Source organism: Dyella sp., assembly GCF_035277725.1.
In the GTDB taxonomy this organism is placed as follows: Bacteria; Pseudomonadota; Gammaproteobacteria; order Xanthomonadales; family Rhodanobacteraceae; genus Dyella_B.
Genome location: NZ_DATEJY010000071.1, coordinates 37,049 through 63,122 on the forward strand (window position 1 = coordinate 37,049; position 26,074 = coordinate 63,122).

The 26,074-nt window shown below is 62.0% G+C and carries 28 protein-coding genes and 1 riboswitch; of the genes, 22 read left to right on the forward strand and 6 right to left on the reverse strand.

Annotated features, from left to right (window positions below; genetic code table 11):
- Positions 1-183 precede the first annotated feature (183 nt).
- Positions 184-1,002, reverse strand: coding sequence for an orotidine-5'-phosphate decarboxylase (pyrF, locus tag VJR68_RS07135; RefSeq protein WP_324146965.1), 819 nt, complete (start codon positions 1,000-1,002; stop codon positions 184-186).
- A 145-nt stretch (positions 1,003-1,147) separates the two neighbouring features.
- The gene (ettA, locus tag VJR68_RS07140) at positions 1,148-2,809 is read right to left on the reverse strand and encodes an energy-dependent translational throttle protein EttA (RefSeq protein WP_324146966.1); all 1,662 of its coding nucleotides are present in this window, start codon (positions 2,807-2,809) and stop codon (positions 1,148-1,150) included.
- 473 nt (positions 2,810-3,282) lie between these two features.
- On the opposite strand from ettA, the gene glyA reads away from it, so the two are divergent.
- Genes glyA through nrdR form a run of 3 tightly spaced genes read left to right on the forward strand, consistent with a single transcriptional unit; the run spans position 3,283 to position 5,788 of the window.
- Positions 3,283-4,536, forward strand: a complete 1,254-nt coding sequence (gene glyA / locus VJR68_RS07145) for a serine hydroxymethyltransferase (RefSeq protein ID WP_324146967.1) — start codon at positions 3,283-3,285, stop codon at positions 4,534-4,536.
- A 5-nt stretch (positions 4,537-4,541) separates the two neighbouring features.
- Positions 4,542-5,255, forward strand: coding sequence for a CTP synthase C-terminal region-related (seleno)protein (locus VJR68_RS07150; RefSeq protein WP_324146968.1), 714 nt, complete (start codon positions 4,542-4,544; stop codon positions 5,253-5,255).
- The gene (gene nrdR, locus VJR68_RS07155) at positions 5,255-5,788 is read left to right on the forward strand and encodes a transcriptional regulator NrdR (RefSeq protein ID WP_324146969.1); all 534 of its coding nucleotides are present in this window, start codon (positions 5,255-5,257) and stop codon (positions 5,786-5,788) included. Before VJR68_RS07150 ends, nrdR begins: the two co-directional genes overlap by 1 nt.
- Before the next feature lie 86 nt (positions 5,789-5,874).
- Here nrdR and cysK read toward each other — a convergent pair whose 3' ends face one another.
- Positions 5,875-6,831: a cysteine synthase A gene (gene cysK, locus VJR68_RS07160; protein ID WP_324146970.1), complete on the reverse strand. Its 957-nt coding sequence runs from the start codon at positions 6,829-6,831 to the stop codon at positions 5,875-5,877.
- A gap of 145 nt (positions 6,832-6,976) precedes the next feature.
- Here cysK and ribD point away from each other — a divergent pair, with 145 nt between their 5' ends.
- Positions 6,977-8,053 carry a bifunctional diaminohydroxyphosphoribosylaminopyrimidine deaminase/5-amino-6-(5-phosphoribosylamino)uracil reductase RibD gene (gene ribD / locus VJR68_RS07165; RefSeq protein ID WP_324146992.1) on the forward strand — a complete coding sequence of 359 codons (1,077 nt, stop codon included), beginning with the start codon at positions 6,977-6,979 and terminating at the stop codon, positions 8,051-8,053.
- A gap of 31 nt (positions 8,054-8,084) precedes the next feature.
- Entirely contained in the window at positions 8,085-9,104 is a 1,020-nt protein-coding gene (locus VJR68_RS07170; RefSeq protein ID WP_324146971.1) for a Gfo/Idh/MocA family oxidoreductase, read from the forward strand.
- A gap of 63 nt (positions 9,105-9,167) precedes the next feature.
- Here VJR68_RS07170 and VJR68_RS07175 read toward each other — a convergent pair whose 3' ends face one another.
- Entirely contained in the window at positions 9,168-10,178 is a 1,011-nt protein-coding gene (locus tag VJR68_RS07175; RefSeq protein WP_324146972.1) for an NAD(P)-dependent alcohol dehydrogenase, read from the reverse strand.
- Between the two features lie 90 nt (positions 10,179-10,268).
- Between VJR68_RS07175 and VJR68_RS07180 the strand changes: the two genes are divergently transcribed.
- From VJR68_RS07180 to VJR68_RS07230, 11 genes are all read left to right on the forward strand, one after another.
- Positions 10,269-11,183, forward strand: coding sequence for a LysR family transcriptional regulator (locus VJR68_RS07180; protein ID WP_324146973.1), 915 nt, complete (start codon positions 10,269-10,271; stop codon positions 11,181-11,183).
- Between the two features lie 74 nt (positions 11,184-11,257).
- Positions 11,258-11,404, forward strand: a riboswitch (FMN riboswitch).
- Between the two features lie 128 nt (positions 11,405-11,532).
- Positions 11,533-12,174 (forward strand): riboflavin synthase, encoded by a 642-nt coding sequence (locus VJR68_RS07185; RefSeq protein WP_324146974.1) that lies wholly within the window; start codon positions 11,533-11,535, stop codon positions 12,172-12,174.
- A gap of 18 nt (positions 12,175-12,192) precedes the next feature.
- Positions 12,193-13,284: a bifunctional 3,4-dihydroxy-2-butanone-4-phosphate synthase/GTP cyclohydrolase II gene (ribBA, locus tag VJR68_RS07190; RefSeq protein ID WP_324146975.1), complete on the forward strand. Its 1,092-nt coding sequence runs from the start codon at positions 12,193-12,195 to the stop codon at positions 13,282-13,284.
- Between the two features lie 198 nt (positions 13,285-13,482).
- A complete protein-coding gene (locus VJR68_RS07195; RefSeq protein ID WP_324146976.1) occupies positions 13,483-15,705 on the forward strand; it encodes a beta-glucosidase family protein in 2,223 nt (740 codons plus the stop codon).
- 218 nt (positions 15,706-15,923) lie between these two features.
- Entirely contained in the window at positions 15,924-16,877 is a 954-nt protein-coding gene (gene ldcA / locus VJR68_RS07200; protein WP_324146977.1) for a muramoyltetrapeptide carboxypeptidase, read from the forward strand.
- A 147-nt stretch (positions 16,878-17,024) separates the two neighbouring features.
- Entirely contained in the window at positions 17,025-17,486 is a 462-nt protein-coding gene (gene ribE / locus VJR68_RS07205; RefSeq protein ID WP_324146978.1) for a 6,7-dimethyl-8-ribityllumazine synthase, read from the forward strand.
- Positions 17,486-17,932, forward strand: coding sequence for a transcription antitermination factor NusB (nusB, locus tag VJR68_RS07210; RefSeq protein WP_324146979.1), 447 nt, complete (start codon positions 17,486-17,488; stop codon positions 17,930-17,932). Before ribE ends, nusB begins: the two co-directional genes overlap by 1 nt.
- 119 nt (positions 17,933-18,051) lie before the next feature.
- Positions 18,052-19,014 carry a thiamine-phosphate kinase gene (thiL, locus tag VJR68_RS07215; RefSeq protein WP_324146980.1) on the forward strand — a complete coding sequence of 321 codons (963 nt, stop codon included), beginning with the start codon at positions 18,052-18,054 and terminating at the stop codon, positions 19,012-19,014.
- Positions 19,011-19,508 (forward strand): phosphatidylglycerophosphatase A, encoded by a 498-nt coding sequence (locus VJR68_RS07220; RefSeq protein WP_324146981.1) that lies wholly within the window; start codon positions 19,011-19,013, stop codon positions 19,506-19,508. The genes thiL and VJR68_RS07220 overlap by 4 nt, the downstream gene beginning before the upstream one ends.
- A gap of 144 nt (positions 19,509-19,652) precedes the next feature.
- A complete protein-coding gene (locus VJR68_RS07225) occupies positions 19,653-20,447 on the forward strand; it encodes a hypothetical protein (protein WP_324146982.1) in 795 nt (264 codons plus the stop codon).
- A 34-nt stretch (positions 20,448-20,481) separates the two neighbouring features.
- Entirely contained in the window at positions 20,482-21,450 is a 969-nt protein-coding gene (locus VJR68_RS07230; RefSeq protein WP_324146983.1) for an aldo/keto reductase, read from the forward strand.
- Positions 21,451-21,533: 83 nt separating this feature from the next.
- Here the strand turns inward: VJR68_RS07230 and VJR68_RS07235 are convergent, their stop codons facing one another.
- Together VJR68_RS07235 and VJR68_RS07240 are read right to left on the reverse strand one after the other, a co-directional pair.
- Complete coding sequence (locus VJR68_RS07235; RefSeq protein ID WP_324146984.1) at positions 21,534-21,935, reverse strand: hypothetical protein; 402 nt, start codon at positions 21,933-21,935, stop codon at positions 21,534-21,536.
- 251 nt (positions 21,936-22,186) lie between these two features.
- Complete coding sequence (locus VJR68_RS07240) at positions 22,187-22,591, reverse strand: hypothetical protein (protein WP_324146985.1); 405 nt, start codon at positions 22,589-22,591, stop codon at positions 22,187-22,189.
- Between the two features lie 794 nt (positions 22,592-23,385).
- On the opposite strand from VJR68_RS07240, the gene VJR68_RS07245 reads away from it, so the two are divergent.
- The 6 genes from VJR68_RS07245 to VJR68_RS07270 form a co-directional block, all read left to right on the forward strand.
- Complete coding sequence (locus VJR68_RS07245; RefSeq protein ID WP_324146986.1) at positions 23,386-23,550, forward strand: hypothetical protein; 165 nt, start codon at positions 23,386-23,388, stop codon at positions 23,548-23,550.
- A 75-nt stretch (positions 23,551-23,625) separates the two neighbouring features.
- Positions 23,626-23,841, forward strand: a complete 216-nt coding sequence (gene hemP / locus VJR68_RS07250; RefSeq protein WP_324146987.1) for a hemin uptake protein HemP — start codon at positions 23,626-23,628, stop codon at positions 23,839-23,841.
- Between the two features lie 55 nt (positions 23,842-23,896).
- Complete coding sequence (locus VJR68_RS07255; RefSeq protein ID WP_324146988.1) at positions 23,897-24,457, forward strand: hypothetical protein; 561 nt, start codon at positions 23,897-23,899, stop codon at positions 24,455-24,457.
- An 86-nt stretch (positions 24,458-24,543) separates the two neighbouring features.
- Positions 24,544-24,807, forward strand: a complete 264-nt coding sequence (locus tag VJR68_RS07260; protein ID WP_324146989.1) for a hypothetical protein — start codon at positions 24,544-24,546, stop codon at positions 24,805-24,807.
- Between the two features lie 39 nt (positions 24,808-24,846).
- On the forward strand, positions 24,847-25,167 hold the full coding sequence (locus VJR68_RS07265) for a type II toxin-antitoxin system HicB family antitoxin (RefSeq protein WP_324146990.1): 321 nt from the start codon (positions 24,847-24,849) through the stop codon (positions 25,165-25,167).
- Positions 25,168-25,454: 287 nt separating this feature from the next.
- A partial coding sequence (locus VJR68_RS07270; RefSeq protein WP_324146991.1) for a biotin/lipoyl-binding protein occupies positions 25,455-26,074 on the forward strand: 620 nt, incomplete at its 3' end.

Genomic DNA, 26,074 nt, shown 5'->3' on the forward strand with positions numbered 1-26,074 from the left:
GTGCCGATGGGCGGGGGAGGGCGGGAAGCTCGTGCAGCGAAGCGGCTGGGACTGCCGCGTAGGCTGGGATGAAATCCCAGCTTGCTGGTCCTTCATGCTGGGATTCCGTCCCCGCCTACGTATGGCCTGCAGCCAGCGCTTTGAGGTCATGCGCGCTCCTCAAAAGGAGAAGCCTCGGCAGAATCAACCTTGCCGGTAGTGATTGATGCTGTCGCGCAGGTCGAGCGTTGCCTTGCGTGCCGCGTCGGCGAAATCTTCGCCATGGCCGGCGTAAAGAATCGCGCGGGAGGAGTTGATCATCAGGCCGGTGCCGGCTGCCGTGCGGCCGTTGCGGACGACCGCTTGCACGTCGCCGCCCTGTGCGCCGATGCCCGGCACCAGCAGCGGAACGTCGCCGATCAGCGCGCGTACTTCGGCAAGCTGTTGCGGATAGGTGGCGCCGGTCACCAGGGCGCAGTTGCCGTTGGTGTTCCATTCCTGCGCGATCAGGCGGGCGACGTGCTGGTACAGCGGCTTGCCGCCGACGTCCAGATCCTGCAGATCGGCCGCGCCGGGGTTGGAGGTGTGGCAAAGCAGGATCACGCCTTTATCGGCGCGATCGAGGAACGGTTGTGCAGAGTCCCGACCTAGATAGGGATTAAGCGTCACCGCATCGGCCTTGAAACGTTCAAACGCTTCGGTGACGTAGTGCTGCGCAGTACTGCCGATATCGCCGCGCTTGGCATCGAGGATCACCGGCACGCCAGGGTGCTCAGCGTGGATGTGCGCGATCAGGCGTTCCAGCGTGTCTTCCGCGCGCAATGCTGCGAAGTGCGCGATTTGCGGCTTGTAGCTGCAGGCCAGGTCGGCGGTGGCATCGACGATGGCGGCGCAGAAGTCGAATACGGCGTCGGGGCGATCTTTGAGATGCGCGGGGAATTTGGCGGGTTCGGGGTCGAGGCCGACGCAGACAAGGGAGTTGTTGCGGGTCCATGCCGATTGCAGGCTCTGCATGAAATGCATGGGGATACCTTCTTATCGCTTGGGCTATCCGATGTGCCTTACCGCCGTCATTCCCGCGAAAGCGGGAATGACGGCTCATGGCACTTTTTCGTAACTTCACGGATGCTGGGATTGGCATCCCAGCCTACGCGAACAAAGCGGCGTATTACGCCAGCTTCTTGTACTTCACGCGATGCGGCTTCGCCGCTTCGTCACCCAGGCGACGCTTCTTGTCCGCCTCATACTCGTTGTAGTTGCCCGGGAAGAATTCCACGTGCGAGTCGCCTTCGAACGCGATGATGTGCGTGGCGATGCGGTCGAGGAACCAGCGGTCATGCGAGATCACCATCGCACAGCCCGGGAATTCCAGCAGCGCGTCTTCCAATGCGCGCAAGGTTTCGATATCCAGGTCGTTCGACGGTTCGTCCAGCAGCAGCACGTTGCCGCCCTGTAGCAGCGTCTTGGCCATGTGCAGGCGGCCGCGTTCACCGCCGGACAGATTGCCGACGATTTTCTGCTGATCGGTGCCCTTGAAGTTGAAGCGGCCGATATAGGCGCGCGACTGGATCTCGAAGTTGCCGATGGTGAGGATGTCCGCACCACCGGAGACTTCCTGCCATACGTTGTTCTTCGGATCGAGCGCGCCGCGCGACTGGTCGACGTAGGCGAGCTTGACGGTATGGCCGATCTTCACTTCGCCGTTGTCCGGCTTCTCGACGCCGGTGATCAGTTTCATCAGCGTGGACTTGCCCGCGCCGTTCGGACCGATCACGCCGACGATGGCACCCGGCGGCACCTTGAACGACAAATCGTCGATCAACAGGCGATCGCCGAACGACTTGCTGACGTTCTTGAACTCGATCACTTCCTGGCCCAGGCGCTCGCCCGGCGGAATGAAGATTTCGTTGGTTTCGTTGCGGCGCTGGTATTCGACTGCATTCAGTTCTTCGAAGCGGTTCAAGCGCGCCTTGCCCTTGGACTGGCGACCCTTGGCCGCAGAACGCACCCACTCCAGTTCCTTTTCGATCGCCTTCTGGCGCGACTTTTCCTGCTGCGCTTCCTGCTTCAGGCGCTGGTCTTTCTGTTCCAGCCACTCGGTGTAGTTGCCCTTCCACGGAATGCCGCGGCCGCGGTCAAGTTCCAGAATCCACTCGGCGGCGTTGTCGAGGAAGTAGCGATCATGGGTCACCGCCACGACGGTACCCGGGTAGTTCTGCAGGAACTGCTCCAGCCAGTCCACCGACTCGGCGTCCAAGTGGTTGGTGGGTTCGTCCAGCAACAGCATGTCCGGCTTGGACAGCAGCAGGCGGCACAGTGCCACGCGGCGCTTTTCACCACCGGAGAGCGGGCCGATCTTGGCATCCCACGGCGGCAGGCGCAGCGCGTCGGCGGCCACTTCGAGCTGGCGTTCCAGCGCATGCGCGTCGTTCACCGCAAGGATGTTTTCCAGCTGCTGCTGTTCGGCGGCGAGCTTGTCGAAATCCGCGCCTTCTTCGCCATAGGCAGCATAGACCTCTTCCAGGCGCTTCTGCGCGTCGAAGATCACCGACACGCCTTCTTCCACGGCCTGGCGGACGGTCTTTTCCGGATCCAGCTCCGGCTCCTGCGCCAGGTAGCCGACCTTGATGCCCGGCTGCGGACGGGCTTCGCCCTGGAAGTCCTTGTCGACGCCGGCCATGATGCGCAGCACCGTGGACTTGCCCGCGCCGTTCAAGCCGAGCAGGCCGATCTTGGCGCCCGGGAAGAAGCTCAGCGAAATGTCCTTGATGATCTGGCGCTTCGGGGGAACGATCTTGCTGACCCCGTTCATGGTGTAGATGTATTGCATGCTGGCTCCGTGGGCATGCGCGAGACCTGCCCGCTGGGACAGGCGACGCGCAAGGCGTGGTAGGCGTAGATGTTGAGCCGGCTAGTATAGCGGCTTATGTGCAAGGCCTGGTGACAGCAGCGCCGGCCGATTGCGAGCCGATGGCCACGCGTTCGCCACGTTTCATGACCGGAAAACATCGGCACGTTTATCGCGACGTGACGGTGAGTGCCGTCGCAAAACCGCGGGCTGCCACGTAGGTTGGGGTGCGAACCCCAACATCGCCATGCCTGGACGACTCAAATGTTGGGGTTCGCACCCCAGCCTACGTCCACATCTTTTTGATTTGCGGCCAATCTTTGGCCCACCATGCGCAGGGCATCGAGTGCGGCAAGCCCTATCAAGCGAATGCCATAAGTCCGGAGGTGGCCGGCATTCCCCCCGCCCATTACACTTTTAAGTCTCACCCCGCCATGCCACCCCACGAGGCCCGAATGTTCCCGAAGCAGCAAACCATTGCCGGCTATGACGACGAGCTGGCCAAGGCCATTGCCGACGAAGCCCGCCGCCAGGAGGACCACGTCGAGCTGATCGCTTCGGAGAACTATGCCAGCCCGCGCGTGCTGGAAGCCCAGGGCTCCGTACTCACCAACAAGTATGCCGAAGGCTACCCGGGCAAGCGCTACTACGGCGGCTGCGAATACGTGGACGTGGCCGAGCGCCTGGCCATCGAACGCCTGAAGCAGCTGTTCGGCGCCACCTACGCCAATGTGCAGCCGCATTCCGGTTCGCAGGCCAACCAGGCGGTGTACTTCGCGCTGCTCAACCCGGGCGACACCATTCTCGGCATGAGCCTGGCGCACGGCGGCCACCTGACCCATGGCGCCAAGGTCAACATCTCCGGCAAGCTGCTCAACGCGGTGCAGTACGGCGTGAACGAGCAAGGCCTGGTCGATTACGACGAAGTCGAACGCCTCGCGCTCGAGCATAAGCCGAAAATGATCGTGGCCGGCTTCAGCGCGTACTCGCAGGTGATGGACTGGGCGCGCTTCCGCGCCATTGCCGACAAGGTCGGTGCTTACCTGTTCGTCGACATGGCACACGTCGCCGGCCTGATTGCCGCCGGCGTCTACCCCAGCCCGCTGCCGCATGCGCACGTGGTGACGTCCACCACGCACAAGACCCTGCGCGGCCCGCGCGGCGGTTTCGTGATCGCCAAGGACGCGAGCGAAGAACTGGAAAAGAAGCTGCAGTCCATCGTGTTCCCGGGTATCCAGGGCGGTCCGTTGATGCACGTGATCGCTGCCAAGGCGGTTGCGTTCAAAGAAGCGCTGGAACCGGCCTTCAAGGATTACCAGGCGCAGGTGGTGAAGAACGCCAAAGCGATGGCCAAGACCCTGATCGAGCGCGGCTACAAGGTCGTCTCCGGCGGTACCGAAAACCACCTGATGCTGATCGACCTGATCGGCCGCGACGTCACCGGCAAGGATGCAGAAGCGGCGCTCGGCAAGGCGCACATCACCGTCAACAAGAACGCCGTGCCGAACGATCCGCGCTCGCCGTTCGTCACCTCCGGCCTGCGCGTCGGCACGCCCGCCATCACCACGCGTGGCTACAAGGAAGCGGACGTGGTCGAACTCACGCAATGGATCTGCGACGTGCTGGATGCACCGGCCGACGAAAGCGTGATTAAAGCCGTGCGCGAGAAAGTCTCGGCACAGTGCAAGAAATTTCCCGTTTACGGATAAGCATGATGGACACCGTGCACATCGGTTTGATCGGCGATCGCGACGATGGCGTGACAGCGCATCGCGCGATCCCCGTCGCGCTGGCGATGGCGGCCGATGCGACCGGTGTGTCGGTGCAAGTGCAATGGATCGGCACCGGGACGGTGGGCGATGGCCGTGCGCTCGAAGCATTCGATGCGCTGTGGTGCGTGCCGGCCAGTCCGTACCGCAGCATGGATGGCGCCCTGACGGCCATCCGCCATGCACGTGAAGCGCAGGTGCCGTTCCTGGGAACCTGCGGCGGCTTTCAGCACGCCGTGGTGGAATATGCACGCCATGTGCTTGGCTGGGCCGATGCCGAACATGCGGAAACCGCACCGGATGCCGCACGCCCGGTGATCGTGCCACTGAGCTGCGGACTGGTCGAAGTGCGCGACACGGTGAAGCTGCTACCAGGCTCGCACATCGCAGCCATTTATCAAGCTGACGAGATCGAAGAGGGCTATCACTGTCGCTACGGGTTGGGCAGTGGTTTCCGCGAAGCGATTGCCGGCCGGCCGCTACGCGTCGCCGCTGTCGACGAACAGAACGACGTGCGTGCCTTGGAATTGGACGGCCATCCGTTCTTCATCGCCACACTGTTCCAGCACGAACGTGCCGCCCTGCAGGGCGTTTGCCCGCCACTGGTGAAGGCGTTCGTCAGGGCAGCAAGCGAGCAACGTATCGGGAAAGCGGCCTGATGCATTGCCCCTTCTGCCAGCACGAAGACACCCGCGTGATCGACTCACGCCTCGCCGACGATGGTGCCACGGTGCGTCGCCGCCGCGAATGCCCGCAGTGCGGTGAACGCTTCAATACTTTCGAAACGGCGGAGCTGAAACTGCCGGCGATCGTGAAAAGCGGCGAGCGGCGCGAGAGCTTTGACGAACGCAAACTGCGCACCAGTTTTGAACGCGCTTTGCAGAAGCGCCCAGTTGCCAGCCATGACGTGGATGCCGCCGTGCGTGCGGTGATCGATGATCTGCGCAAAAGCGGCGAGCGCGAAGTGCCGTCGCGTTACGTGGGTGAGTTGGTGATGCGCGAGTTGAAGAAACTCGATCAAGTCGCGTACGTGCGCTTTGCGTCGGTCTATCGCAAGTTCGAAGACGTGCATGCGTTCCGCGAAGAAATCGAGAAGCTGGAGCGCGATCTTCCAGGGCTTGAAAGCCTGCAGCTTTCCCTGCTTGGAGAGGCCGGTGCCGCCGCCGCAAAGCGCGGCCACCGAAAAGGCTGAGCCGTAGGTTGGGGTGCGAACCCCAACATTCCGATTCATGCACGCATGGCGATGTTGGGGTTCGCACCCCAACCTACCCGTTAGCGTTAGCCAAGGCTTTCCAGCCATTCGTCATCCGATCCTTCGGCGACACCCTCAAACAAGAAGGTCGACAAATACCGCTCCCCCGTATCCGGCAGCATTGCCAGAATCACGCTGCCTTTCTCGGCCTTCTCTGCATATTGCAGCGCCGCGGCCACGGTGGCGCCGGCAGAAATGCCGACGAAAATCCCTTCTTCCTTCGCCAGTCGACGCGACGTATCGCGAGCGACGACCTCGTCGACCGGCAGGTCGATATCGAACACCTTGCGATTGAGCACCTCGGGCACGAAGTCGGGTGTCCAGCCCTGGATCTTGTGCGGTTGCCATGGCTTCTCCTGCAGCATCGATGCGCCGGCCGGTTCGGAGACCACGATCTTCACCTCCGGCCGGGCAACCTTCAGCACCTCGCCCACACCGGTGAGCGTGCCGCCGGTGCCCCAACCGGTGACGAACGCATCCAGCCGCTTGCCGGCAAAATCGCGCAGGATTTCCGCGGCGGTCGTGTTGCGGTGGTAAGCCGGGTTGGCCTGGTTCTGGAATTGCCGCGCCAGGAACCAGCCATGCTTTTTCGCCAGTTCCTCCGCCCGCCGCACCATCCCGGTACCGCGTTCGGCGGCGGGTGTCAGGATGACCCTCGCGCCGTAAGCGCGCATCAACTTGCGCCGCTCGATCGAGAAGGTCTCCGTCATGACCGCCACGAATTTGTAGCCGCGAGAGGCGCACACCATCGCCAAGGCAACACCGGTATTGCCGGAGGTAGCTTCCACCACCGTATCGCCGGGCTTGAGCAGGCCCTGTTTTTCCGCATCGAGAATGATCGCGATAGCCAGGCGGTCTTTGACCGAGCCACCAGGATTGAAGGCTTCCACCTTCGTGTACAACGTCACGTGCGAAGGCGCCACGCGGTGCAGGCGAACGATAGGCGTGTTGCCGATGGTGTCGAGGATGTTCTCGTAGATCATGACCCTGGCCCTTTCACAAGTAAGATTTCTAGGCTACTCCCGATCTCGCCAGCGCGACAAATGCCTGGCGATCACTCACACTGACGATCTTGCATATCCATATTCAGACGCTTCCATGACAGTTTCCGTGGTCGATGCTATGCACATGGCCCAGGCGCTGCGCCTGGCCGAACGCGGTCTCTACACCACGCAGCCCAATCCGCGCGTGGGCTGCGTGATTGCCCACGGCGAACGGGTAGTGGGGCAGGGCTGGCACGTACGCGCTGGCGAACCGCATGCCGAGGTATATGCCTTGCGCGAGGCGGGCGCGGAAGCTCGCGGGGCCACCGCGTATGTCACGCTGGAACCCTGTGCGCATCATGGCCGCACGCCCCCCTGCGCCGATGCCTTGATCACCGCCGGTGTCGGCCGGGTGGTCATCGCCGCCGAAGACCCGTTTCCGCAGGTGGCCGGGCAGGGCATCGCCAAGCTGCGCGCCGCGGGCATCACTGTGGAAAGCGGCTTGATGCGGGAAGCTGCGCGCGAGATCAACATCGGTTTCTTCAGCCGGATCGAACGCCATCGTCCCTGGGTGCGCGTGAAATTGGCGATGAGCCTGGATGGCCGTACCGCGTTGGCGAACGGCGAATCGAAATGGATTACCGGCGAGGCCGCACGCGAGGATGTGCACCGTTGGCGTGCGCGCAGTTCGGCGATCCTTACCGGCGTCGGGACGGTGCTTGCCGACAATCCGCAGCTCACCGTGCGGTTGCCCGCAGAAGGCGAATCATCCAATCCCAGCTATTCGCCCTGGCGAGTCGTCCTTGACCGCCATCTGCGCACGCCCGCAGGCAGCCACGTTTTGGACGGCCAAACGCCCACGCTGGTTCTGCACTCAACATCGGCAAGCATGACGGACGACCGTTTCGCGCGAGTGGAGCGCATCGCCCTCGCCGAACAAAACCAGGCGCTCGACCTGCATGCCGTACTGGCCCTGCTGGCTGGCCGCGGCTGCAGCGAATTGCATGTCGAAGCCGGGCCCACCTTGTGCGGCGCCTTGTTTGCTGCGGGCCTGGCCGACGAACTGCTGATCTACATGGCGCCGCTGTTGCTGGGCGATACGGCAAAACCTTTGTTGACCTTGCCACCGCTGGCCGATATGGCTGCGCGCTGGAAGCTCAACATATTGGATACCCGCGCTATCGGCCAGGATTTGCGCCTGCGCTTACGGCCTGCTGCTTGAAACCATGGCAACGCATCGGAGTGATGACGACATGACCACGGCAACCATTCGCTGGGGCATCATCGGTTGCGGTGACGTCACCGAAATCAAAAGCGGTCCGGCCTTCAATCGCGTCGAAGGTTCAATGCTGATGGCCGTTATGCGTCGCGACAGCGGCAAGGCGCGCGACTATGCGCAACGACATGGCGTACCGCGCTGGTATGACGATGCCGCAGCCTTGATCGCTGATCCCGACGTCGACGCGGTCTATGTCGCCACGCCGCCTTCCACGCACCAATCATATGCATTGATGGCGATTGCAGCCGGCAAGCCGGTCTACGTGGAAAAGCCGATGGCGCGCGATCATGCCGAATGCCAGGCGATGCTTCTAGCCGGCCAAAGCGCGGGCGTGCCGGTATTCGTCGCGTACTACCGTCGCTGCCTGCCGCGCTTCCGCAAAGTGCGCGAACTGCTGTTCGACCAACCGGCGATCGGTGCGCCGCGCATAGTCAATGTCGTGCTGCACGAGCCGCACCATCCGCGCTATCACGATCCGGCCCATTTGCCCTGGCGCGTGCAACCGGCGCTTTCAGGCGGCGGTATCTTTATGGACCTCGCGTGCCATACCTTGGATCTGCTCGATTGGCTGTTCGGGCCTGTCGTCTCGGCCGGCGGACAAGCCAGCAATCAGCTTGGCGCTTATCCCGCCGAAGATAATGTCGCCATGTCCTTTGCGTTCGGCACCGGCATGCTGGGCACCGGCATGTGGAATTTCGGCAGCTATAAACACGAAGACCGGGTGGAAGTGATCGGCGATGCGGGGCGCATCGTGTTCGCCACGTTCGGCGACGGCCCGATCCGTGTGGAGAATGCGCAAGGCATGCAGGAATACACCATCGCGAACCCTGCGCACATTCAGCAGCCCTTGATCGAAACCATCGTCGCGGAACTGCGCGGGCAAAAAGGCGCTTGCCCCTCCACGGCAGCATCAGCGGCCCGCACCAGCTGGGTGATGGACCAGGTGTTGCGCGATTACCGGCAGCGGACGGGACAGTCACGCGGGCTGGAATGAAACCGTAGGTTGGGATGGATTCCCAGCCTACGTGGCTTCGTCAGCATCCTTGCGTGCTTGATGTCATCGCGAAAAATCGATGCCGATTTTTCCAAAATGCTTGCCGCTCGTCAGGTGACCCATTGCGGCCTGCAATTGCTCGAACCCATAGACGCTATCAAGCACCGGCTGCAGTCGCGTCGCTTCCAGCGCTGCCACCATGCGTTCGTGCTGTTCCAGCGAGGCCACCGAAATGCCTTGCACGTGCACGCGCTTGAGAATGATCGGAAGCAGCGAGGCCTGCAGGTCGCCACCACCCAGAAAACCCACCACGCCGACGAAACCATGCATGCTTACGGCTTCCAGCGATTGCGCAAACGTGGAAGCACCGACGGTTTCGATCACGGCGTTTACGCCCCCGCCACCGGTCGCTTCGCGCACGGCACGGCTCCATTGCGGCGTGGTGCGATAGTTGATGCCGATATCCGCACCAAGCGCCTTGCCTTGCGCGATTTTTTCATCGCTTGATGAAAGCAGGATCACCTTCGCGCCGCGCAACTTGGCCAGTTGCAACGCAAAGATCGATACGCCGCCGGTGCCCAGCACCAGCACGGTTTGGCCCGTTGTGACGCGCGCCTGTTCCAGCACTTGCCACGCAGTGAGCGCGGCAATCGGCAACGTCGCGGCCTGCAGTGCTGTCATGTGCGATGGCGCAGGTGCTAGCGAGTAGGCGTCGAAGTTGGCGAACTCGCGCATCACGCCTTCGGCCGGGCCGCCGATGTCAGCGCCCTCCCATTCCGGGCGCATGGCGCCGCCGAGCCAGCGCGACTTGTAGAACGTGGTGACGCGGTCGCCGGGTTTGAAGCGCGTTACCGCCTCACCGACTTCCACTACCGTGCCGGCACCGTCGGAGATGGGAGCGATCGGCAGATTCACGCCGCGATACAGATTGCCGCTGATCAACAGGTAATCGCGGTAATTGAGCGAAGCCGCTTCCATGCGCACCAGCACTTCGGTCGGCTTGGGGCGAGGGGTGGGAAGGTCGGCGAGTTTCAGGTGATCGAGGCCGAAGGCGGTGAGCTGGATGCTGCGCATGACGGTGTTCCTTGCGGGGAGAGGGCGCCATCGTCTGCCTTTCCGGCAAAGATGATAATCTCCAGCCAATACATATCTTTTGTTCATGGCATGAACAAATCATTCGAGTTGACGCCCGGCCGCCTGCGCGAGTTGCGCGGCTTTGCCGCGGCGGCCAGGCTGCTCAATTTTTCCCAGGCAGCACGCGTGGCCGGCTGCACGCCTTCCGTGCTCAGCCGGCGCATCGCCTCGCTGGAAAAAGCCGTCGGCGATGCGCTGTTTTTACGCACTACCCGGCGCATGACGCTCACCCGGCGCGGCGAGCAACTGCTTGCCTATTGCGAGCGGCTGGAAGCGGTGATGGCTGAACTCGCGGTCAACCTGCGGCCAAGCGGCGGCGAGCTGGCCGGTCGCTTGTGCGTGCATTTGCCGGCCGCCTACGGAAGGTTTCGCGTTGCGCCGCTGCTTGGCCAATTCATGCGCAGTCATCCGCAAGTGCGGATCGAAGCCACCTACGATGATGCGTACGTCGATCTGGTCGAGGCCAAGGTGGATCTGGCCTTGCGCGTCGGCAAACTCGCCGATGCACGTGCGGTGGCGCGGCGAGTGGGCAGCATGCGCCGCTACCTTTGCGCCGCGCCGGATTACCTGTCATCGGCCCCGCCGGTGAAAGATCCCGCCGATCTCAGGCAGCACCGCTGCATTGCTTTCACCGGCTTGCGTACCGGCACCTTGTGGCACTTCGCGCAGCAGCGGCGGCGGCGCTCGGTACGGATCGATCCGGTGCTGACCTGCAACGATTCGCTGGCCGTGCGCGATGCCATCCTGGCCGGCGTGGGCCTGGGCATCCAGGGCGATTACATGGCCGACGCGCTGGTGGCCGATGGCCGGCTGGTGGAAGTACTGCCGGATTGGCCGCTGCCGAGTTCGCCGATTCATCTGCTCTGGCTGCCCGGCGCGGATCGCGCACCGGCGGTGCGCAGCCTGATCGACTTTCTGGTGGATGCGTTGGCGGGGGCGGAGTAAGCCGTGCCGCACCGGCGACTTTGGAAAATCGTCCGGTGCTAAACTTCGCCGGCCGATTTCGGCACTCACACCACAAACGTCTTCAGGGCGGGGCGAAATTCCCCACCGGCGGTAGGGGCGGCAACGCCCGAGCCCGCGAGCGCTTCCGGTCTACCGGAAGGTCAGCAGATCCGGTCAGAAGCCGGAGCCGACGGTCACAGTCCGGATGAAAGAAGACGGCATCATGCATCGCATGGCGATGCGTGTGCCATTTGCCTTGGGGCGTTCCCACAACAGGTATTTCGTGGAGAACGTTCATGTCTAAGCATTACAACCAAGTTCCAGCCATCTCCCTAAGGGAGGTGCGCTGATGTTTACCGGCATCATTCAAAGCGTCGGCCGCATTGTGCGGTTGGAGCCGCGTGGCGGTGACGTGCGGTTGCATGTCGATACCGCCGATCTTGATCTTTCCGATGTTCAACTGGGCGACAGCATTGCCGTATCCGGGGCGTGCCTGACGGTGATCGCGCTGGCGTCGCGCGGCTTTGCTGCCGACGTGTCCAACGAGACGTTGTCGCTCACCACGCTGGGCAAACACAAGCCTGGCGATCCGGTAAACCTGGAAAAGGCACTCAGGCTTGCCGACCGTTTGGGCGGCCATCTGGTGTCCGGCCATGTCGATGGCCTGGGCAACGTGGTTTCGATTGCGCCGGACGGCCGTTCGCAGCGCTGGACGTTCGAAGTGCCTGCACCGCTTTCGCGCTACATCGCCTCGAAAGGCTCCGTGTGCATCGATGGCACCAGCCTCACGGTCAACGAAGTCAATGGCCATCGCTTCGGCGTCAATCTTATTCCGCATACGGTGGAACACACGGTCTTCCATGCACGGAAGGCGGGCGATGCGGTAAATATCGAAGTAGATGTGGTGGCGCGTTACGTGGAGCGCTTGATCGGTGGCGGAGAAGCGTCGCGCATCGACGAGACGTTTCTCAAGCAGCACGGTTTTGCATAAGTCCCCGAGGAACAAACCATGGCATTCAACACCATCCCCGAAATCCTCGAAGACATCCGCGCCGGCCGCATGGTCGTGATCGTCGACGACGAAGACCGCGAGAACGAGGGCGATCTGATCATGGCCGCGCAAATGGTGCGGCCCGAAGACATCAACTTCATGGTGCGCGAAGCACGCGGCCTGTTGTGCCTGACGCTGACTGAGCAGCGCACGCGCCAGCTTGGCCTGCGCCCGATGGTGAGCGACAACACCTCGCCGTATCACACCAACTTCACCGTCTCGATCGAGGCGGCCGAAGGCGTCACCACCGGCATCTCCGCGCATGACCGCGCACGCACTATCCAGGTGGCAGTGAAGTCGGATGCAAAACCTCAGGACCTCGCGCAGCCTGGTCACGTGTTTCCGCTGACCGCACAGCCCGGCGGCGTACTGACGCGTGCCGGCCACACCGAAGCCGGTTGTGACCTTGCTGCGCTCGCTGGCCTGGAGCCGTCATCCGTATTGATCGAGGTACTGCACGAAGACGGCTCGATGGCACGCCGCCCCGAACTGGAAATTTTCGCGAAGAAGCACGGGCTCAAGATCGGCTCCATCGCCGACCTGATCCGCTATCGCCTGGAAACGGAAAAAACCGTGCAGCGCGTGTACGAGGAAGACGTGCAGACCGAGTTCGGCTCGTTCCGCCTGTTGGCGTATCGCGACGCAATCCGCCATGGCCTGCACTTCGCCCTGGTGCGCGGTACCGTGGATGACGGCCAGCCGGTATTGAGCCGCGTGCACGTGCGCAACACCTTGTCCGACGTGTTGCATCTGCAGCGCGAAGATCTCGGCCTCACCGTCACCGCTGCCCTGCGCCGCATCGCCGACGAAAATCGCGGCGTGTTGCTGGTGCTGTCCGGCGAGGACACGGCAGAAGCGCTGTTGCGCCGACTCAACCGGCAGCCCGCGTTGCAGGAGCCCAGCGACCAGCACCAGGAATGGCGGCAGCTTGGCCTCGGTGCGCAGATCCTCACCGACCTGGGTGTGCATCGCCTGCGCGTGCTGGGTACGCCGCGCAAGCTGGTGGGGCTGGGCGGATATGGGTTGGAGTTTGTCGAATACGCCGAATAGGGGCAGGGCTGCAACGCAGTGGGAGGCCACTGGCTTCCCCGTCGCCCCGGCGAACGCCGGGGCCCAGTGTCTTTGCTCTTCCTGCGTTGCCAGCTTCGCCTTCAAGGATCGTAAGCGTGGCTGACCATATTCATCACTGCCGCCCAGCTCGCTTCGTGGCATCCTTCGACCGGTTGACACCAGCCCGAAGGAATCAGGATGAAGCTCGCCCGCCTGTCGCGTACCGCCGCTTTTGCCCGTACCGCCCTGTTCACCGCACTTTCGCTGGCCTGCCTGACACCAGCCTTGGCCGACCAGGGTGCCTCTCCGGACCAGCGCGCCGACAAGCTGCTCAAGCGCATGTCGCTCGAAGACATGCACCACATGGTGCAAAGCTACAACGACATGATGACCCTGCAGCAACCGCCGGGCAGCATGGGTGCGGCGGGCTACGTGCCAGCGTTGCCGAAGCTCGGCATTCCCGCCATGCAGCAGAACGACGCCGGCATCGGCGTGCATAACTATCCCATCGACCAGGGGCCGGGCAAGCAACCCAAGCATGTGCGTGGCGAAGAGGGCAACACCACGCCGCTGCCTTCCACCCTGGGCATCGCCGCCAGTTGGAATCCGCAGGTGGCTTACGCCGGCGGCCGCATGATCGGTGGCGAGGCGCACCGGCAAGGCATCAATGTATTGCTGGCCGGCGGCATCAACCTTACGCGCGAGCCGCGCGATGGCCGCACCTTTGAATATCTCGGCGAAGATCCGTTGCTCGCATCGCGCATCGACGGTGGCGAAATCCGCGGCATCCAGTCGCAGCACGTCATTTCCACCATCAAGCATTACGCCTTGAACGATCAGGAAACCAACCGCCTGACCGTCAGTGCCAACATCGACGAAGCCGCGATGCGCGAATCGGATCTGCTCGCGTTCGAATTGGCGATCGAAGACGGCCATCCCGGCTCGGTGATGTGCGGCTACAACAAGGTCAACGGCGTGTGGGATTGCTCCAACACGCATCTGTTGACCGACATTCTCAAAGGCGACTGGAAATACCCGGGCTGGGTGATGACCGATTGGGGTGCCGATCACGGCGTGCAGGATGCGATGGCCGGCACCGACCAGGTCTCCGGTATCGATCACACCACCGGCTTCAGCCTGGGGCAGACGTACAGCAGCTTCGGCGCACCGCTGCTGCAGGCCATCCAGAAGGGCGATATTCCGAAAAGCCGCCTGGAAGACATGACGCATCGCATCCTGCGCTCCATGTATGCAGTGGGTTTGTTCGAGCATCCGCCGGAGAAAAAGCCGTTGGATGTCGAAGCCGATGCGCTCGTGTCACAGCACGCCGCGGAAGAAGGGATCGTGCTGCTGAAGAACGATCACGATCAATTGCCGCTGCACAAGGACATCAAGACCATCGCCATCATCGGCGGCCATGCCGATGCCGGCGTGCTCTCCGGTGGCGGCTCGGCGGAAGTGTGGCCGATTGGTGGCCCGGCGATTCCGGCGGTGAAAGGCCCGGATTGGCAGTGGAAGGTCTATGACCCCTCATCGCCGATGAAATCGCTGCAGAAGCTGCTGCCGAACGCGAAGATCGCCTACGACGACGGCAGTGATCCGGCAAAAGCAGCAGCCTTGGCGAAATCTTCCGACGTCGCCATCGTCTTTGCCACGCAGTGGACCTGCGAAGGTATCGACCAACCGAATCTGGCATTGCCGGACAACCAGGATGCCTTGATCGAAGCCGTTGCCGCCGCCAACACGCATAGCGTGGTGGTGCTGGAAAACGGCGGTCCGGTGAAGATGCCGTGGTTATCGAAGGTCGATGCCGTGGTCGAAGCCTGGTTCCCCGGCGCACGCGGTGGTGAAGCGATTGCCGGCGTGCTCACCGGCAAGGTCAATCCGTCCGGCCACTTGCCCGTCACCTTCCCGCAGGGCGAACAGCAACTGCCGCGTGTGCTGATCACTCAAGAGCAGGAAGTCAATTACAACATCGAAGGCGCCGCCGTCGGCTACAAGTGGTTCGACAAGAAAAACCTGCAGCCGCTGTTCCCGTTCGGTTTCGGTCTTTCGTACAGCCGCTTCGACTACAGCGACCTGCACGTCAGCACGCAAGGCGATCATGTGACGGTGAGCTTCAAGGTCAGCAATGTCGGTCAGCGCGAAGGCAAGGATGTGCCGCAGGTTTACGTGAGCTTGCCGGACGGTCTTGGCGAAGCGCCGCATCGGCTGGCAGGGTTCGAGAAGGTGTCACTGCAGCCGGGACAGAGCCGTACCGTGTCCGTCACCATCGACCCGCGCTTGCTGGCAACGTTCGATGTGCCGGGGCATCAGTGGAAGATTGCGGCAGGTAGTTATCCGATCCAGGTCGGGCATTCGTCGCGCGATTTCGTGCTCAATGGCGCGGCGGCGGTGGCCGCATCGACGATGGCACCCTGATATCTCGCAATGCGATTTTTAGGCTGGGATGAAATCCCAGCATCAGGGAGTTCGAGAAAGCTGGGATTTCATCCCAGCCTACGTGCTACGCGCTGGTGTTGAACTGTCCCGACAATAGGCCGTGATCCAGCTCAATCACGCCATGGTTCGGGCTTAGTCTGACCATGGGATGGTATAGAGTGCTTTTTCCCAACGGAATGTCGAGGCAAGTCTTCTCCATGTCGGCCCCCGTCGCTTGCCATGTCCGCCTGATCGCCCCCTCCGGCTACCCGCACGACCGCGATGCCATGACACGCGGCATCACGCGCCTGAGCGATGCCGGCTGCCTGGTGGAAGGCGTGGACGTGATCGATCGCACCGAGCTGCGCTATGCCGGCAGCGACGTGCAACGTGCGGCTGACATCAACAAACTCGCCGCGCTGGATGCCTTGCCGGATATCGCCATGTCGATTCGCGGCGGCTACGGTGCCACGCGTTTGCTCGAACATCTGCATTACGACGCCTTGCGCGAACGTCTCGCCGGACAATCCTTCGCCTTGGTCGGCCACAGCGATTTCACGGCACTGCAAATGGCGCTGTACGCCAAGAGCGGCCTGATCACGTTCGGTGGCCCCATGCTTGGCCCGGATTTCGGCGCGCAGCGGCTCAGCCCGCTGACCTGGCGGCATTTCTGGCGCACGCTCAGTTCGCCCCACGGCAATGCCAGCTGGGATTGCGGAGAGCAAACGGAGCTGGCGGTGGAGGGACCGCTGTGGGGCGGCAATCTGGCCATGCTGTGCAGCCTGCTGCAGACGCCGTACTTCCCGCGCATCGAGGGTGGCATCCTGTTCGTGGAAGACATCGGCGAGCCACCGTTCCGCATCGAGCGGTTGCTTTATCAGCTGCACTTGTCCGGCGTGCTGAAACAGCAGCGAGCGCTGATCCTGGGCCACTTCACGCATTGCCGCCCGGCTCCTTACGACAACGGTTACGACCTGGCCGACGGTTTCGACCAGATCCGGCGCATCGCCGGCATTCCGGTGCTGTCGGGCATGCCGTTCGGCCACGAGGCGGACAAGTTCACGCTGCCGTTCGGCGTGCCGGCGCGGCTGCGTGTGGTGGGGCGGCGGGCCAGCCTGGATTTCCATGGCTACCCGCATCTGCGCCGGTCTCACGAACCTTCCATGGCCTGACGGGCACTCAGTAGGCTGGGATGAAATCCCAGCATCGGAAACCGCAATAAAGCTGGGATTTCATCCCAGCCTACGTGGTACTCGCCAAAACCCGTAAAATAGCCCGCTCGCCATGGGCAGGCCGCCCATCACAGGAATCCACGCAGCATGAAAGTCATCGAAGGCGATTTCGCCACGCCCAAGGGTCGTTTTGCCATTGTCGCCGGCCGCTTCAACGGCTTTGTCGTCGAACCGCTGGTTGCAGGTGCACGCGACGCACTGGTGCGCCACGGCGTGAGTGACGATGCCATCGATGTGATCCGCGTGCCGGGCGCATGGGAAATCGGCCTGGCCGCGCACAAGCTGGCGCACTCGGGCAAATACGCCGCAGTGATCGCGCTGGGTGCGGTGATCCGCGGTTCCACTCCGCATTTCGATTTCGTCGCCGGTGAATGCGCCAAGGCGCTGACCCAGGCCGCTTTGGGTTCGGGCGTGCCGGTGTCCTTCGGCGTGCTCACCACCGACACCATCGAGCAGGCCATCGAACGCTCCGGCACCAAGGCCGGCAACAAGGGCGCCGATGCCGCGATCGCCGCGCTCGAGATGGTCAACCTGTACGGAAAGCTGTAATGCACCCGCGTCCCGAAGGCATCGATCTCGCCGCGCGCTCGCGCGCCCGCCGCCGCGCCCTGCAGGCGCTGTACGCCTGGCAGATGAGCGGCAGCTCGATGAAATCGGTGATCGAGCAGTTCCGCCACGAGCAGGACATGGAAGTGGCGGACCTGGAGTACTTCGAAGATCTGCTGCGTGGCGTGGAGCAGCACGTTGCCGAGCTGGATGAAGCGCTCAAGCCGTACATCGATCGTGACGTCGAGCAGATCGATCCGATCGAGCGCGCCGCGCTGCGATTGGCGGCGTACGAGCTGACACATCGGCTGGACGTGCCGTATCGCGTGATCATCAACGAGGCGATCGAAGTGACCAAGCGCTTCGGGGCGGATCACGGGCACAGCTATGTGAATGGCGTGCTGGATAAGTTGGCGGCGCAGGTTCGCGGGGCGGAGAAACGGGGCTGACGTAGGTTGGGGTGCGAACCCCAACATGGCCCTTTCCATGCAGCGTGACGTTGGGGTTCGCACCCCAACCTACGGCGTCAACGCAAGATCAGGCATCACGCAAGGGAGCAGGCAGTTCCATGGAATTCTCCCTCATCGATCGCATCCGCGATCTCACCGCACAAGCTCGTGACGATGTGCGCCTGGGCATCGGCGATGATGCGGCGCTGCTTGCCGTGCCGCCCGGCCAGGAGTTGGCAGTCGCTATCGACACTATGGTCGAAGGCGTGCATTTCCCCGTCGGCACGGCGGCTGCCGACATCGGCTGGAAAGCGCTGGCCGTCAATCTTTCCGATCTTGCCGCGATGGGTGCCACGCCGGCCTGGGCGTTGTTGGCATTGACCTTGCCGAAGGCCGATGTCGCCTTTATCGACGGTTTTGCCGCGGGTTTTGCGCAACTCGCGCAACCGTACCGGCTTGCGCTGGTGGGTGGCGATACTACGCGTGGCGCATTGACGATCAGCGTGGCCGTGCATGGTTTCGTGCCGCCCGGCAAGGCGCTCACGCGCTCGGGTGCGCAAGCGGGCGACGTCGTGCTGGTGACCGGCACGTTAGGCGATGCCGCCGCCGGATTGCAGTGCGTACAACGGCATCGCCGTAGCGATGATGCACAAACCCGTTATCTGATCGAACGCCTTAACCGGCCCACGCCACGCGTCGCCGCAGGCCTGGCCCTGCGCGACCGCGCGAGCGCATGCATCGATGTTTCCGATGGCCTGCTTGCCGATCTCGGCCACATCTGCGCATCCAGCCATGTTGGCGCCGAACTCGATGCCGCGATGTTGCCGCGTTCATCGGCGCTGCTCGATCTGTTCGACGAAACTACCTCGCGCGACTTCGCCCTCAGCGGCGGCGACGATTACGAATTGTGCTTCACCGTGCCGGCACAGCAGGTTGCCGCCGTGCAAGCCGATCTGGCCAAGCTCGGTTGCGGCGCGACGCGCATCGGCCGCGTGGTGGAAGGCGAGGGCATCATCGTGCGCGATCGCGACGGACATCCACTCGCATCGAGCCGGCAAGGCTGGGATCACTTCAACGCATGAGCGAACGCAAAGTTCTTACGCCAGCCCAACGCCGCGAGCTGCTCTCGACGCCGGCCGGCTGGCTCGCATGCGGCTTCGGTTCGGGACTCGCACCCGTAGCGCAAGGCACCTTCGGTTCGCTCGCGGCGATCCTGCCCTGGCTGTTGTTGCGCCAGCTTTCGTTGCCGCTTAACGGGCTGGTGATCGTCGTGGGTTTTGCCCTCGGCGTATGGGCTTGCGATGTCGCCGGCCGTGCCTTGGGCGTGGATGACCACCGCAGCCTGGTGTGGGATGAATTCATCGGCCAATGGATCGCCTTGTTGCCTGCGCTGCTGGCGCCGTGGTGGGCGGTCGTGCTCGGCTTTGCGTTGTTCCGTCTGTTCGACGTGTGGAAGCCGTGGCCGATCCGCTACCTGGACAAACACCTGAAAGGTGGATTCGGCGTGATGGTGGATGATGTCATCGCCGGTGTGTTTGCCGCGATCGTGTTGAAGCTGGTGCTCGCTTACGCATGAAGCTCGTAGGCTGGGATGACAATCCCAGCTTCATGTTTGCGGATGCTGGGATTGTCATCCCAGCCTACGCGTCGACGTTCTTGGGTTACTTCCACGGACCTTGTTATCGTAGGCGCCTCTTCCAGGTATCCAAGGTGAGTCGCCATGAGCATGGCATGGACGAAAAGGCTGGCAGTCGCGGCGATCGTGTCGCTGCTTGCAGCCGCCTGCGCCGCGCACGCACAAGATGCGCAGCCGCAGCCACAACCAGCACAACCTCAGGCGCCCGCTGCGGATGCATCGGCCTATCTCACGCAGCACTTCAGCTTCGACGCACTCGCGCCGGACGTGCAAGCCGCGATCGCGCGCGCGAATCTTGCACCTGTTCCTTTCACCAAAATCACCCTGCATACCAGTGATACGGCCACGTCGCCCGATCATCCGCAACCGTCCAAGTTCAGCACGGCGATGACCTTGGAAAATGCGGGCCATGGCTTGGTGCGTCGCGTGGAAGCGGTGCAGGACGACAAAGGCAATACGGTGGCGACGCAGTTGGAACTGACCTATCGCGGCTATTTCTCATTCCTGACGCAGGGCATTCCGCCGCAAGCCAACGCCATTCCGCCCGTGCAGGCCGTGCGCAAGGTGCTGCGTTTCGATACCGGCAGCAACGGTCACTTGGCCTTCGTCTATCTCTATGGCATGACGGGCGGACAAACCTTCCCGGATCCTGGACAGTTCCTGTGTGACAGCGGCAAGAGCTACAGCGCATCGCAGCTCAATCCATCCATCGAAGGGCAGGCCATCGAGTTGAACTGCCGCATGATCGACACCAACGGCATCGAGACGGACAAGGTCACCCTCGCTTATCTCGACAAATATGCCGTTGCCGTCACCTTGCGTTCGCATAATGCACAACGGACGGTGGACAGCACCGTCGTCGATTTCAACGTCCATTGACATGCATCGATAACGCGCAACGGAGAGTCATGCCATGCAATACCGTCGCCTTGGCCGTACCGGCTTGCAGCTGTCCGCGCTGTCGTTCGGCGCATGGGTTACGTTCGGCCGCCAGGTAGGCCGTGCGGAAGCGCGCGATTTGCTCGCCATGGCCTGGGATCATGGCGTCAACTTTTTCGACAACGCCGAAACCTATAACCACGGCGAAGCCGAGCGCCTGATGGGTGATGTGCTGGCGGACCTGCGCTTTCCGCGCGACAGCTATTGCGTGTCGAGCAAGGTGTATTTCGGTGCGGCGGAAAAACCACGGCCGACACAGCGTGGCTTGTCGCGCAAACATGTGATCGAAGCCTGCCACCAGGCGCTGGAACGTCTGCGCGTGGGACATCTGGATCTCTATTTCTGCCATCGCCCCGATCCGGAAACGCCGATCGAAGAAACCGTCGCCGCGATGGATACGCTGATTCGCCAGGGCAAAGTGCTGTACTGGGGTACCAGCGAATGGCCTGCCGCGGCGATCCATGAAGCGCACCGCATCGCGCAAGCCATGCACATGTACGCGCCGGTGGTGGAACAGCCGCAATACAACCTGCTGCATCGCGAACGCGTGGAGCAGGAGTACGCGCCGCTCTATGCCAGCTACGGCATGGGAACCACCATCTGGTCGCCATTGGCTTCCGGTTTGTTGAGCGGCAAATACAACCAAGGTATTCCGGACGGCTCACGCCTCACCCAGCCGGGTTACGAGTGGTTGCGCGACATGGTGCTGGGCGAAGGCGAAGAACGCGTAGCTAAGGTGAAGCACCTGCCCGCGATTGCTGCAGAAGTGGGCGCAACGCCAGCGCAACTTGCGATTGCCTGGTGCCTCGCCAATCCGAACGTATCGACCGTGCTGCTCGGTGCAAGCAAGAAGGAGCAGTTGGAGCAGAACCTTGGTGTGCTCGAATTGTTGCCGCGGTTCGATCTTGCTTTGAAAGAAAGGATCGAGCAGGCGTTGGCGTAACCGCGGGTTGTGCCAAGCCGATTCACAAACTGCTTGATCAAGGACGAGAGCGGCATTTGCCGCTCTCGTCGATAGAACCTTGATCAATGTCCGTTTGTTGCCGTTCCGTCAGCCGCGAAACCCACTCCCGCGGCGACAAAGCTCCAGCTATTGCCGTTATCAGTGCTATAGAGACTAAACGTTACTGGTAAGGCCTGGAAAAGCCCCGTACCCGTGAAGTGACAGCTGGATACGGGGTTGAAGGTGACAGTTTCCGTTTGATCAACGATTACGGTGCCGGCCACTGTTGCGAAACTGAGGGTGATATTAGCGACATTCGGAGCAGTGAAGCTGGCCCGGCCTGCGCCAAAAACGGGCGTTGTCGCCAGTGCTACTTGGTTAGCCTTGAGAATGAAGTTGCCGGTGAGGGCACTGCAGGGGCTGGAGCTTTGAGCCATCGCATGGCCCGCAAACAACAACGCGCACAAACATGCTAGACGTTTCATGCTGCTCTTCTTGTTGGCCGCACGATGCGGCTGCTAGGTGCTAAGGCGCCCAACACATGCGAGCTGCGCGCGCGATCACGAAAGAAACGGTGACAGACTGCAGAAACGGGGCCATGTCGTGTCATGCAACGTCGCTATCCGTGGTGTGCGTTGAAGCGACGCAGGCTGGAATGACAATCCCTGCACTCTAAAACCGGTCAAAGCCGGCGTTGTGATCCTAGCCTGCGTAGCTGACGCTATCGTCTATGGCCTTAAGGCACCTTGTCACCCGTACCGTTGAGCGCGATGCCAGGACCGTAAGCGATAAGCACAACCTTATTGCCGTCGGGCGAAACATGGCCTCTGACAGTTACGGGTATGCCTGCGAGAATCGCGTTGGCGGTCAGACTGCAGTCGCTGTTGACAGTGTAGGCAATGGTTTCCGCCGTGGTTCCATTCAAGAGACCGCCGCTTTCCGTGTAGCTGAAGTTGGCATTGATTGTCCCGGCCCCGTTGGAGGCAACCAGTGCTTCGACAAAAATGTTCACTCCGGCGGCGAGGGTTCCGTTTTTGCTGGAAGCGATGTAGTTGCCCGATAGCGTTGCATTGGAACAAGTGGTCTGAGCCATCACATGGCCCGCAAAGAACAGTGCGCACAAACATGCTAGACGTTTCATGCTGCTCTCCTTGTTGGCCGCACGATGCGGCGGGGCGATGCAAAAGCGCGAAGAGCCTGCAGGATGCGAGTGCGATCACGAAAAAAACGGGGACGCGTTGAAGAAAGCGCTACAGGGATACGTATCCACGGCCATGTACCTGCGATGTAGGCTGGGATGAAATCCCAGCGCTTGTTTGGCACGGCGATGCTGGGATTTCATCCCCGCCTACGATGGCGCATGTGCCTGTGTACTGCTCGGTGCAAGCAAGAAGGAACAGTTAGAACAGAACCTTGCCGCGCTGGAATTGCTGCCGCGTTTCGATCTGGCTTTGAAGGACCGGATCGAGCGCGCGCTGGCATGATCGTAGGTTGGGTTAGTGCAGCGTAACCCAGCAAGTCGCGCGGGAATGTTGGGTTAGGCTGCGCTAACCCAACCTAAGCACTGGCTTGAAGATTTGCTTGAACCACGGGCGAGAGCGACAGTTGTCATTCCCGCCCGTGAGCATGGATCCGTTCACCCTCGTTGCCGTCCCGTTGATCGCGGCGCCGATCCCATAAGCAACAAGGGTCATCCTGCTGCCTCACTATCCGGGGCGCGTATTGAAGCGACGTAGGCTGGGATGACAATCCCAGCATTCGCAAACCTGTCAAAGCCGGGATTGTCATCCCAGTCTACGTGACGGCTTTCGATCGCCGTCGCCGAGGCAACCTTTTTCGTTTTGGCTGACACAGACTTTTTGCTTTATGAGGGTTTTGCGCCCGGTGTGATCGTGCCGGGCGACCGTATGCACCTGACTCCAGCTTGGAGATCATATGAATAGCGCATCGTATGAGTGCACGAACCAGCCGTCGTTAAGCTCCAGCAAAATCCATATTCACACCGGTCCTTACGCCGGCCATGTGGATTTCTTCGCCCTGGATACGCGCGATAGCGACGGCGGCACTTCGACCGACGCCACCCGACAGGGCGCGGGATGACGAATGCGGCGTGGCCGCTTGACTCACAAATGAGAATCATTATCATCCATTCGTCCCTCGACGATGGAGTTCCCCATGTCCACGACCGGCACGCTACTTACCCTTTCGCGCCTGCCGCAGCTACCCCTGCTGTCCCGTTCGGATGAGCCCGATGCCCCGGCATCACCGCCGATTCGCCGCATTTCCAGCCAGCGCCTGCTAGCCGGTGAGCGCGAACTGGTGATCCAGCATATGGGCAGCGAATACCACCTGCGCCTCACGCGCAATGGCAAGCTGATCCTTACCAAGTAACCCATCGCCCTCCGCCAGCGCCTACGCCAGCCGGGTCTTCACGCAGGAGATCGCCATGTTCGGCTGGCTCGCCGCCCGTTCCTTGCCGCCTTGCAGCCGTGCGCCGCGGACGTTCGTATCGCGGCGTGCCCGTCGCATCACGCCCCGCGCATTGATCGAGATGCTGCCAGCACTCGGCAGCGTGCTTTATCTCCATGGCGCGGCCAATACAGCATTGCCGGATGACATGCCGCAAGGCGTGTTGGTGCAGCGCGCGTTCGCGTCATTGCTCAGCGCGCATTGGCTGGTTGCCGTCAGCGCGGTCACCGATGACGGCCCGCGCGAATGGTGTGAATGCGTCGATGCGTATGGCCGCACGCGGGCGCGCTGGCACCTGCTTCCCGATACGGACTATCTCGCCTGGGATGCCTTGACGGCATCATGCGTCGCCACCGTTTCCCCACCTTCCGATACGCGACGCCTGCGGGCCGCATGCGCCACCGTGGTGAGTTTCCGCATGCGCGAATTCGCGGGTTTGTGGCTGCTGGAAGAGGCATCTTCCAGCGTGCTGTCGCCGCTCGGCGATCGCATTGCTACCCGCATTGCACACAGCGAATCCGTGCTGCGGCAAGGGTAGGTTGCTGCGTCAGTTTGTTCCTGGGGCAAGGCATCCTTGAGTTTCTGGGAGTTGCCGGACGGTTCCATTATTGGCACCATGTGCGCATGGACAAGATCGACGCTCTCATGGAAGACATGAAGCGCCAGCCGGCCAATGTCCGGTTCAGCGACCTTCAAAAGATATGTGCGCATTTCTTTGGCAAGCCGCGTCAGCATGGAACCAGCCACGCCGTCTACAAGACTCCATGGGCTGGCGATCCGCGTATCAACATCCAGAATGCTGGCGGGAAAGCCAAGGCTTATCAGGTCAAGCAGGTGCTGCTCGCTATCGGGAAGCTACGGGATATTGAAAGTGATGACAAAACGTAGCGAGCACGCTTGCACGTCAAGCTCTCAGGAGTAGCAGCAGTGAACGACCATTACACCTACCGTGTTACCTGGTCGCCGGACGACGGCGAGCATGTGGGTCTCTGTGCGGAATTTCCCAGCTTGTCCTGGCTGGCGAAGACACCCGAGGCAGCATTGAAGGGCATTCGCAAAGTTATTGCCGAAGCCGTTGAGGATATGCAGGCATCGGGCGAAGAAATCCCTGAACCGATTGCCGATAAGCGTTACAGCGGTGAGTTCCGTGTGCGTATTCCCAGTGAACTGCACCGCCATCTCGCCATCCAGGCTGCCGAACAAGGTATCAGCCTCAATCGGCTCGCCAGTTACAAGCTCGCCGGCTGATTCGTTTCTGTAAGTGCTCAACCGTAGATGCCCATCAAGCTTCAGCAGCGCCATTGGGCGCATAGGCAGACCGGAATGCAGGCAAGAGGTTTGGGCGCAGCCTCCGCCCGTATCGGCCCCGTCCACTGTATGTGCGACTGTCCGGCCAGTGTCCGCGGACAGCCCGGATATCGCGATCACACCCGCAAGTAATTGAATACGCTTTGTAATTTCCCGTCCGCACGCTGGCACGCGGATTGCTGAGCATGGTGTAGGGGCCGCGCTGTCCGCGGCCAAGGACCTTATCCATGATTCGTGACACTTCCGCCCAGGACAAACTGATCGAGGTGAAGTCCAGTCCCAAGAAGAAGTTCTTGTGGATCGGCGGCGCCGTGGTTGCCGTGGTTGCATTGGCCTTGTTCCTGCCGAGCGTCACGCGCTTGTTTTCCGCCGATGCCTCGGTGAGCGCATCCAGGCTGGCGTTCGCCACCGTGCAGCGCGGGCCGTTCATCCGCGATATCGCGGCCGAAGGCCAGGTGGTGGCGGCGGTGAGCCCCACGCTCTATGCCACTTACGGTGGTGCGGTCACGTTGCAAGTGCATGCTGGCGACACGGTGAAGAAAGGCCAGGTGCTGGCGGTGATCGACAGTCCGGAACTGAAAAACAAACTCGCCCAGGAAGAATCCAACGCGGACGCCATGGAAGTGGACTATCAGCGCGCACAGATCGATGCGCGGCAGAAGCAGTCGCAGATGCAGAAGGCGTACGACAACGCCAAGATCGACGAGGAAACCGCCGCGCGCGATTACCAGCGCTACGACAAGGCGTACAAGCTCGGCGGCGTGCCGCAGATGGACGTCGACAAAGCCAATGATGCGCTGGAGAAGGCCAAGATCACGATGGCGCATGCGCAGGCCGATCTGAACCT

What these genes read in the sequence shown, in the direction of transcription:
- VJR68_RS07195 (WP_324146976.1), top strand. Translation starts at nt 13,483, where the DNA reads ATGAAGCTCGCCCGCCTGTCGCGTACCGCCGCTTTTGCCCGTACCGCC.
- ribBA (WP_324146975.1), top strand. Translation starts at nt 12,193, where the DNA reads ATGGCATTCAACACCATCCCCGAAATCCTCGAAGACATCCGCGCCGGC.
- VJR68_RS07225 (WP_324146982.1), top strand. Translation starts at nt 19,653, where the DNA reads ATGAGCATGGCATGGACGAAAAGGCTGGCAGTCGCGGCGATCGTGTCG.
- VJR68_RS07235 (WP_324146984.1), bottom strand. Translation starts at nt 21,935, where the DNA reads ATGAAACGTCTAGCATGTTTGTGCGCGTTGTTGTTTGCGGGCCATGCG.
- VJR68_RS07175 (WP_324146972.1), bottom strand. Translation starts at nt 10,178, where the DNA reads ATGCGCAGCATCCAGCTCACCGCCTTCGGCCTCGATCACCTGAAACTC.
- VJR68_RS07240 (WP_324146985.1), bottom strand. Translation starts at nt 22,591, where the DNA reads ATGAAACGTCTAGCATGTTTGTGCGCACTGTTCTTTGCGGGCCATGTG.
- VJR68_RS07170 (WP_324146971.1), top strand. Translation starts at nt 8,085, where the DNA reads ATGACCACGGCAACCATTCGCTGGGGCATCATCGGTTGCGGTGACGTC.
- VJR68_RS07255 (WP_324146988.1), top strand. Translation starts at nt 23,897, where the DNA reads ATGTTCGGCTGGCTCGCCGCCCGTTCCTTGCCGCCTTGCAGCCGTGCG.
- VJR68_RS07180 (WP_324146973.1), top strand. Translation starts at nt 10,269, where the DNA reads ATGAACAAATCATTCGAGTTGACGCCCGGCCGCCTGCGCGAGTTGCGC.
- VJR68_RS07150 (WP_324146968.1), top strand. Translation starts at nt 4,542, where the DNA reads ATGGACACCGTGCACATCGGTTTGATCGGCGATCGCGACGATGGCGTG.
- glyA (WP_324146967.1), top strand. Translation starts at nt 3,283, where the DNA reads ATGTTCCCGAAGCAGCAAACCATTGCCGGCTATGACGACGAGCTGGCC.
- ribD (WP_324146992.1), top strand. Translation starts at nt 6,977, where the DNA reads ATGGCCCAGGCGCTGCGCCTGGCCGAACGCGGTCTCTACACCACGCAG.
- VJR68_RS07245 (WP_324146986.1), top strand. Translation starts at nt 23,386, where the DNA reads ATGAATAGCGCATCGTATGAGTGCACGAACCAGCCGTCGTTAAGCTCC.
- nrdR (WP_324146969.1), top strand. Translation starts at nt 5,255, where the DNA reads ATGCATTGCCCCTTCTGCCAGCACGAAGACACCCGCGTGATCGACTCA.
- VJR68_RS07220 (WP_324146981.1), top strand. Translation starts at nt 19,011, where the DNA reads ATGAGCGAACGCAAAGTTCTTACGCCAGCCCAACGCCGCGAGCTGCTC.
- ldcA (WP_324146977.1), top strand. Translation starts at nt 15,924, where the DNA reads ATGTCGGCCCCCGTCGCTTGCCATGTCCGCCTGATCGCCCCCTCCGGC.
- hemP (WP_324146987.1), top strand. Translation starts at nt 23,626, where the DNA reads ATGTCCACGACCGGCACGCTACTTACCCTTTCGCGCCTGCCGCAGCTA.
- thiL (WP_324146980.1), top strand. Translation starts at nt 18,052, where the DNA reads ATGGAATTCTCCCTCATCGATCGCATCCGCGATCTCACCGCACAAGCT.
- ettA (WP_324146966.1), bottom strand. Translation starts at nt 2,809, where the DNA reads ATGCAATACATCTACACCATGAACGGGGTCAGCAAGATCGTTCCCCCG.
- pyrF (WP_324146965.1), bottom strand. Translation starts at nt 1,002, where the DNA reads ATGCATTTCATGCAGAGCCTGCAATCGGCATGGACCCGCAACAACTCC.
- nusB (WP_324146979.1), top strand. Translation starts at nt 17,486, where the DNA reads ATGCACCCGCGTCCCGAAGGCATCGATCTCGCCGCGCGCTCGCGCGCC.
- VJR68_RS07260 (WP_324146989.1), top strand. Translation starts at nt 24,544, where the DNA reads ATGGACAAGATCGACGCTCTCATGGAAGACATGAAGCGCCAGCCGGCC.
- VJR68_RS07185 (WP_324146974.1), top strand. Translation starts at nt 11,533, where the DNA reads ATGTTTACCGGCATCATTCAAAGCGTCGGCCGCATTGTGCGGTTGGAG.
- VJR68_RS07230 (WP_324146983.1), top strand. Translation starts at nt 20,482, where the DNA reads ATGCAATACCGTCGCCTTGGCCGTACCGGCTTGCAGCTGTCCGCGCTG.
- ribE (WP_324146978.1), top strand. Translation starts at nt 17,025, where the DNA reads ATGAAAGTCATCGAAGGCGATTTCGCCACGCCCAAGGGTCGTTTTGCC.
- cysK (WP_324146970.1), bottom strand. Translation starts at nt 6,831, where the DNA reads ATGATCTACGAGAACATCCTCGACACCATCGGCAACACGCCTATCGTT.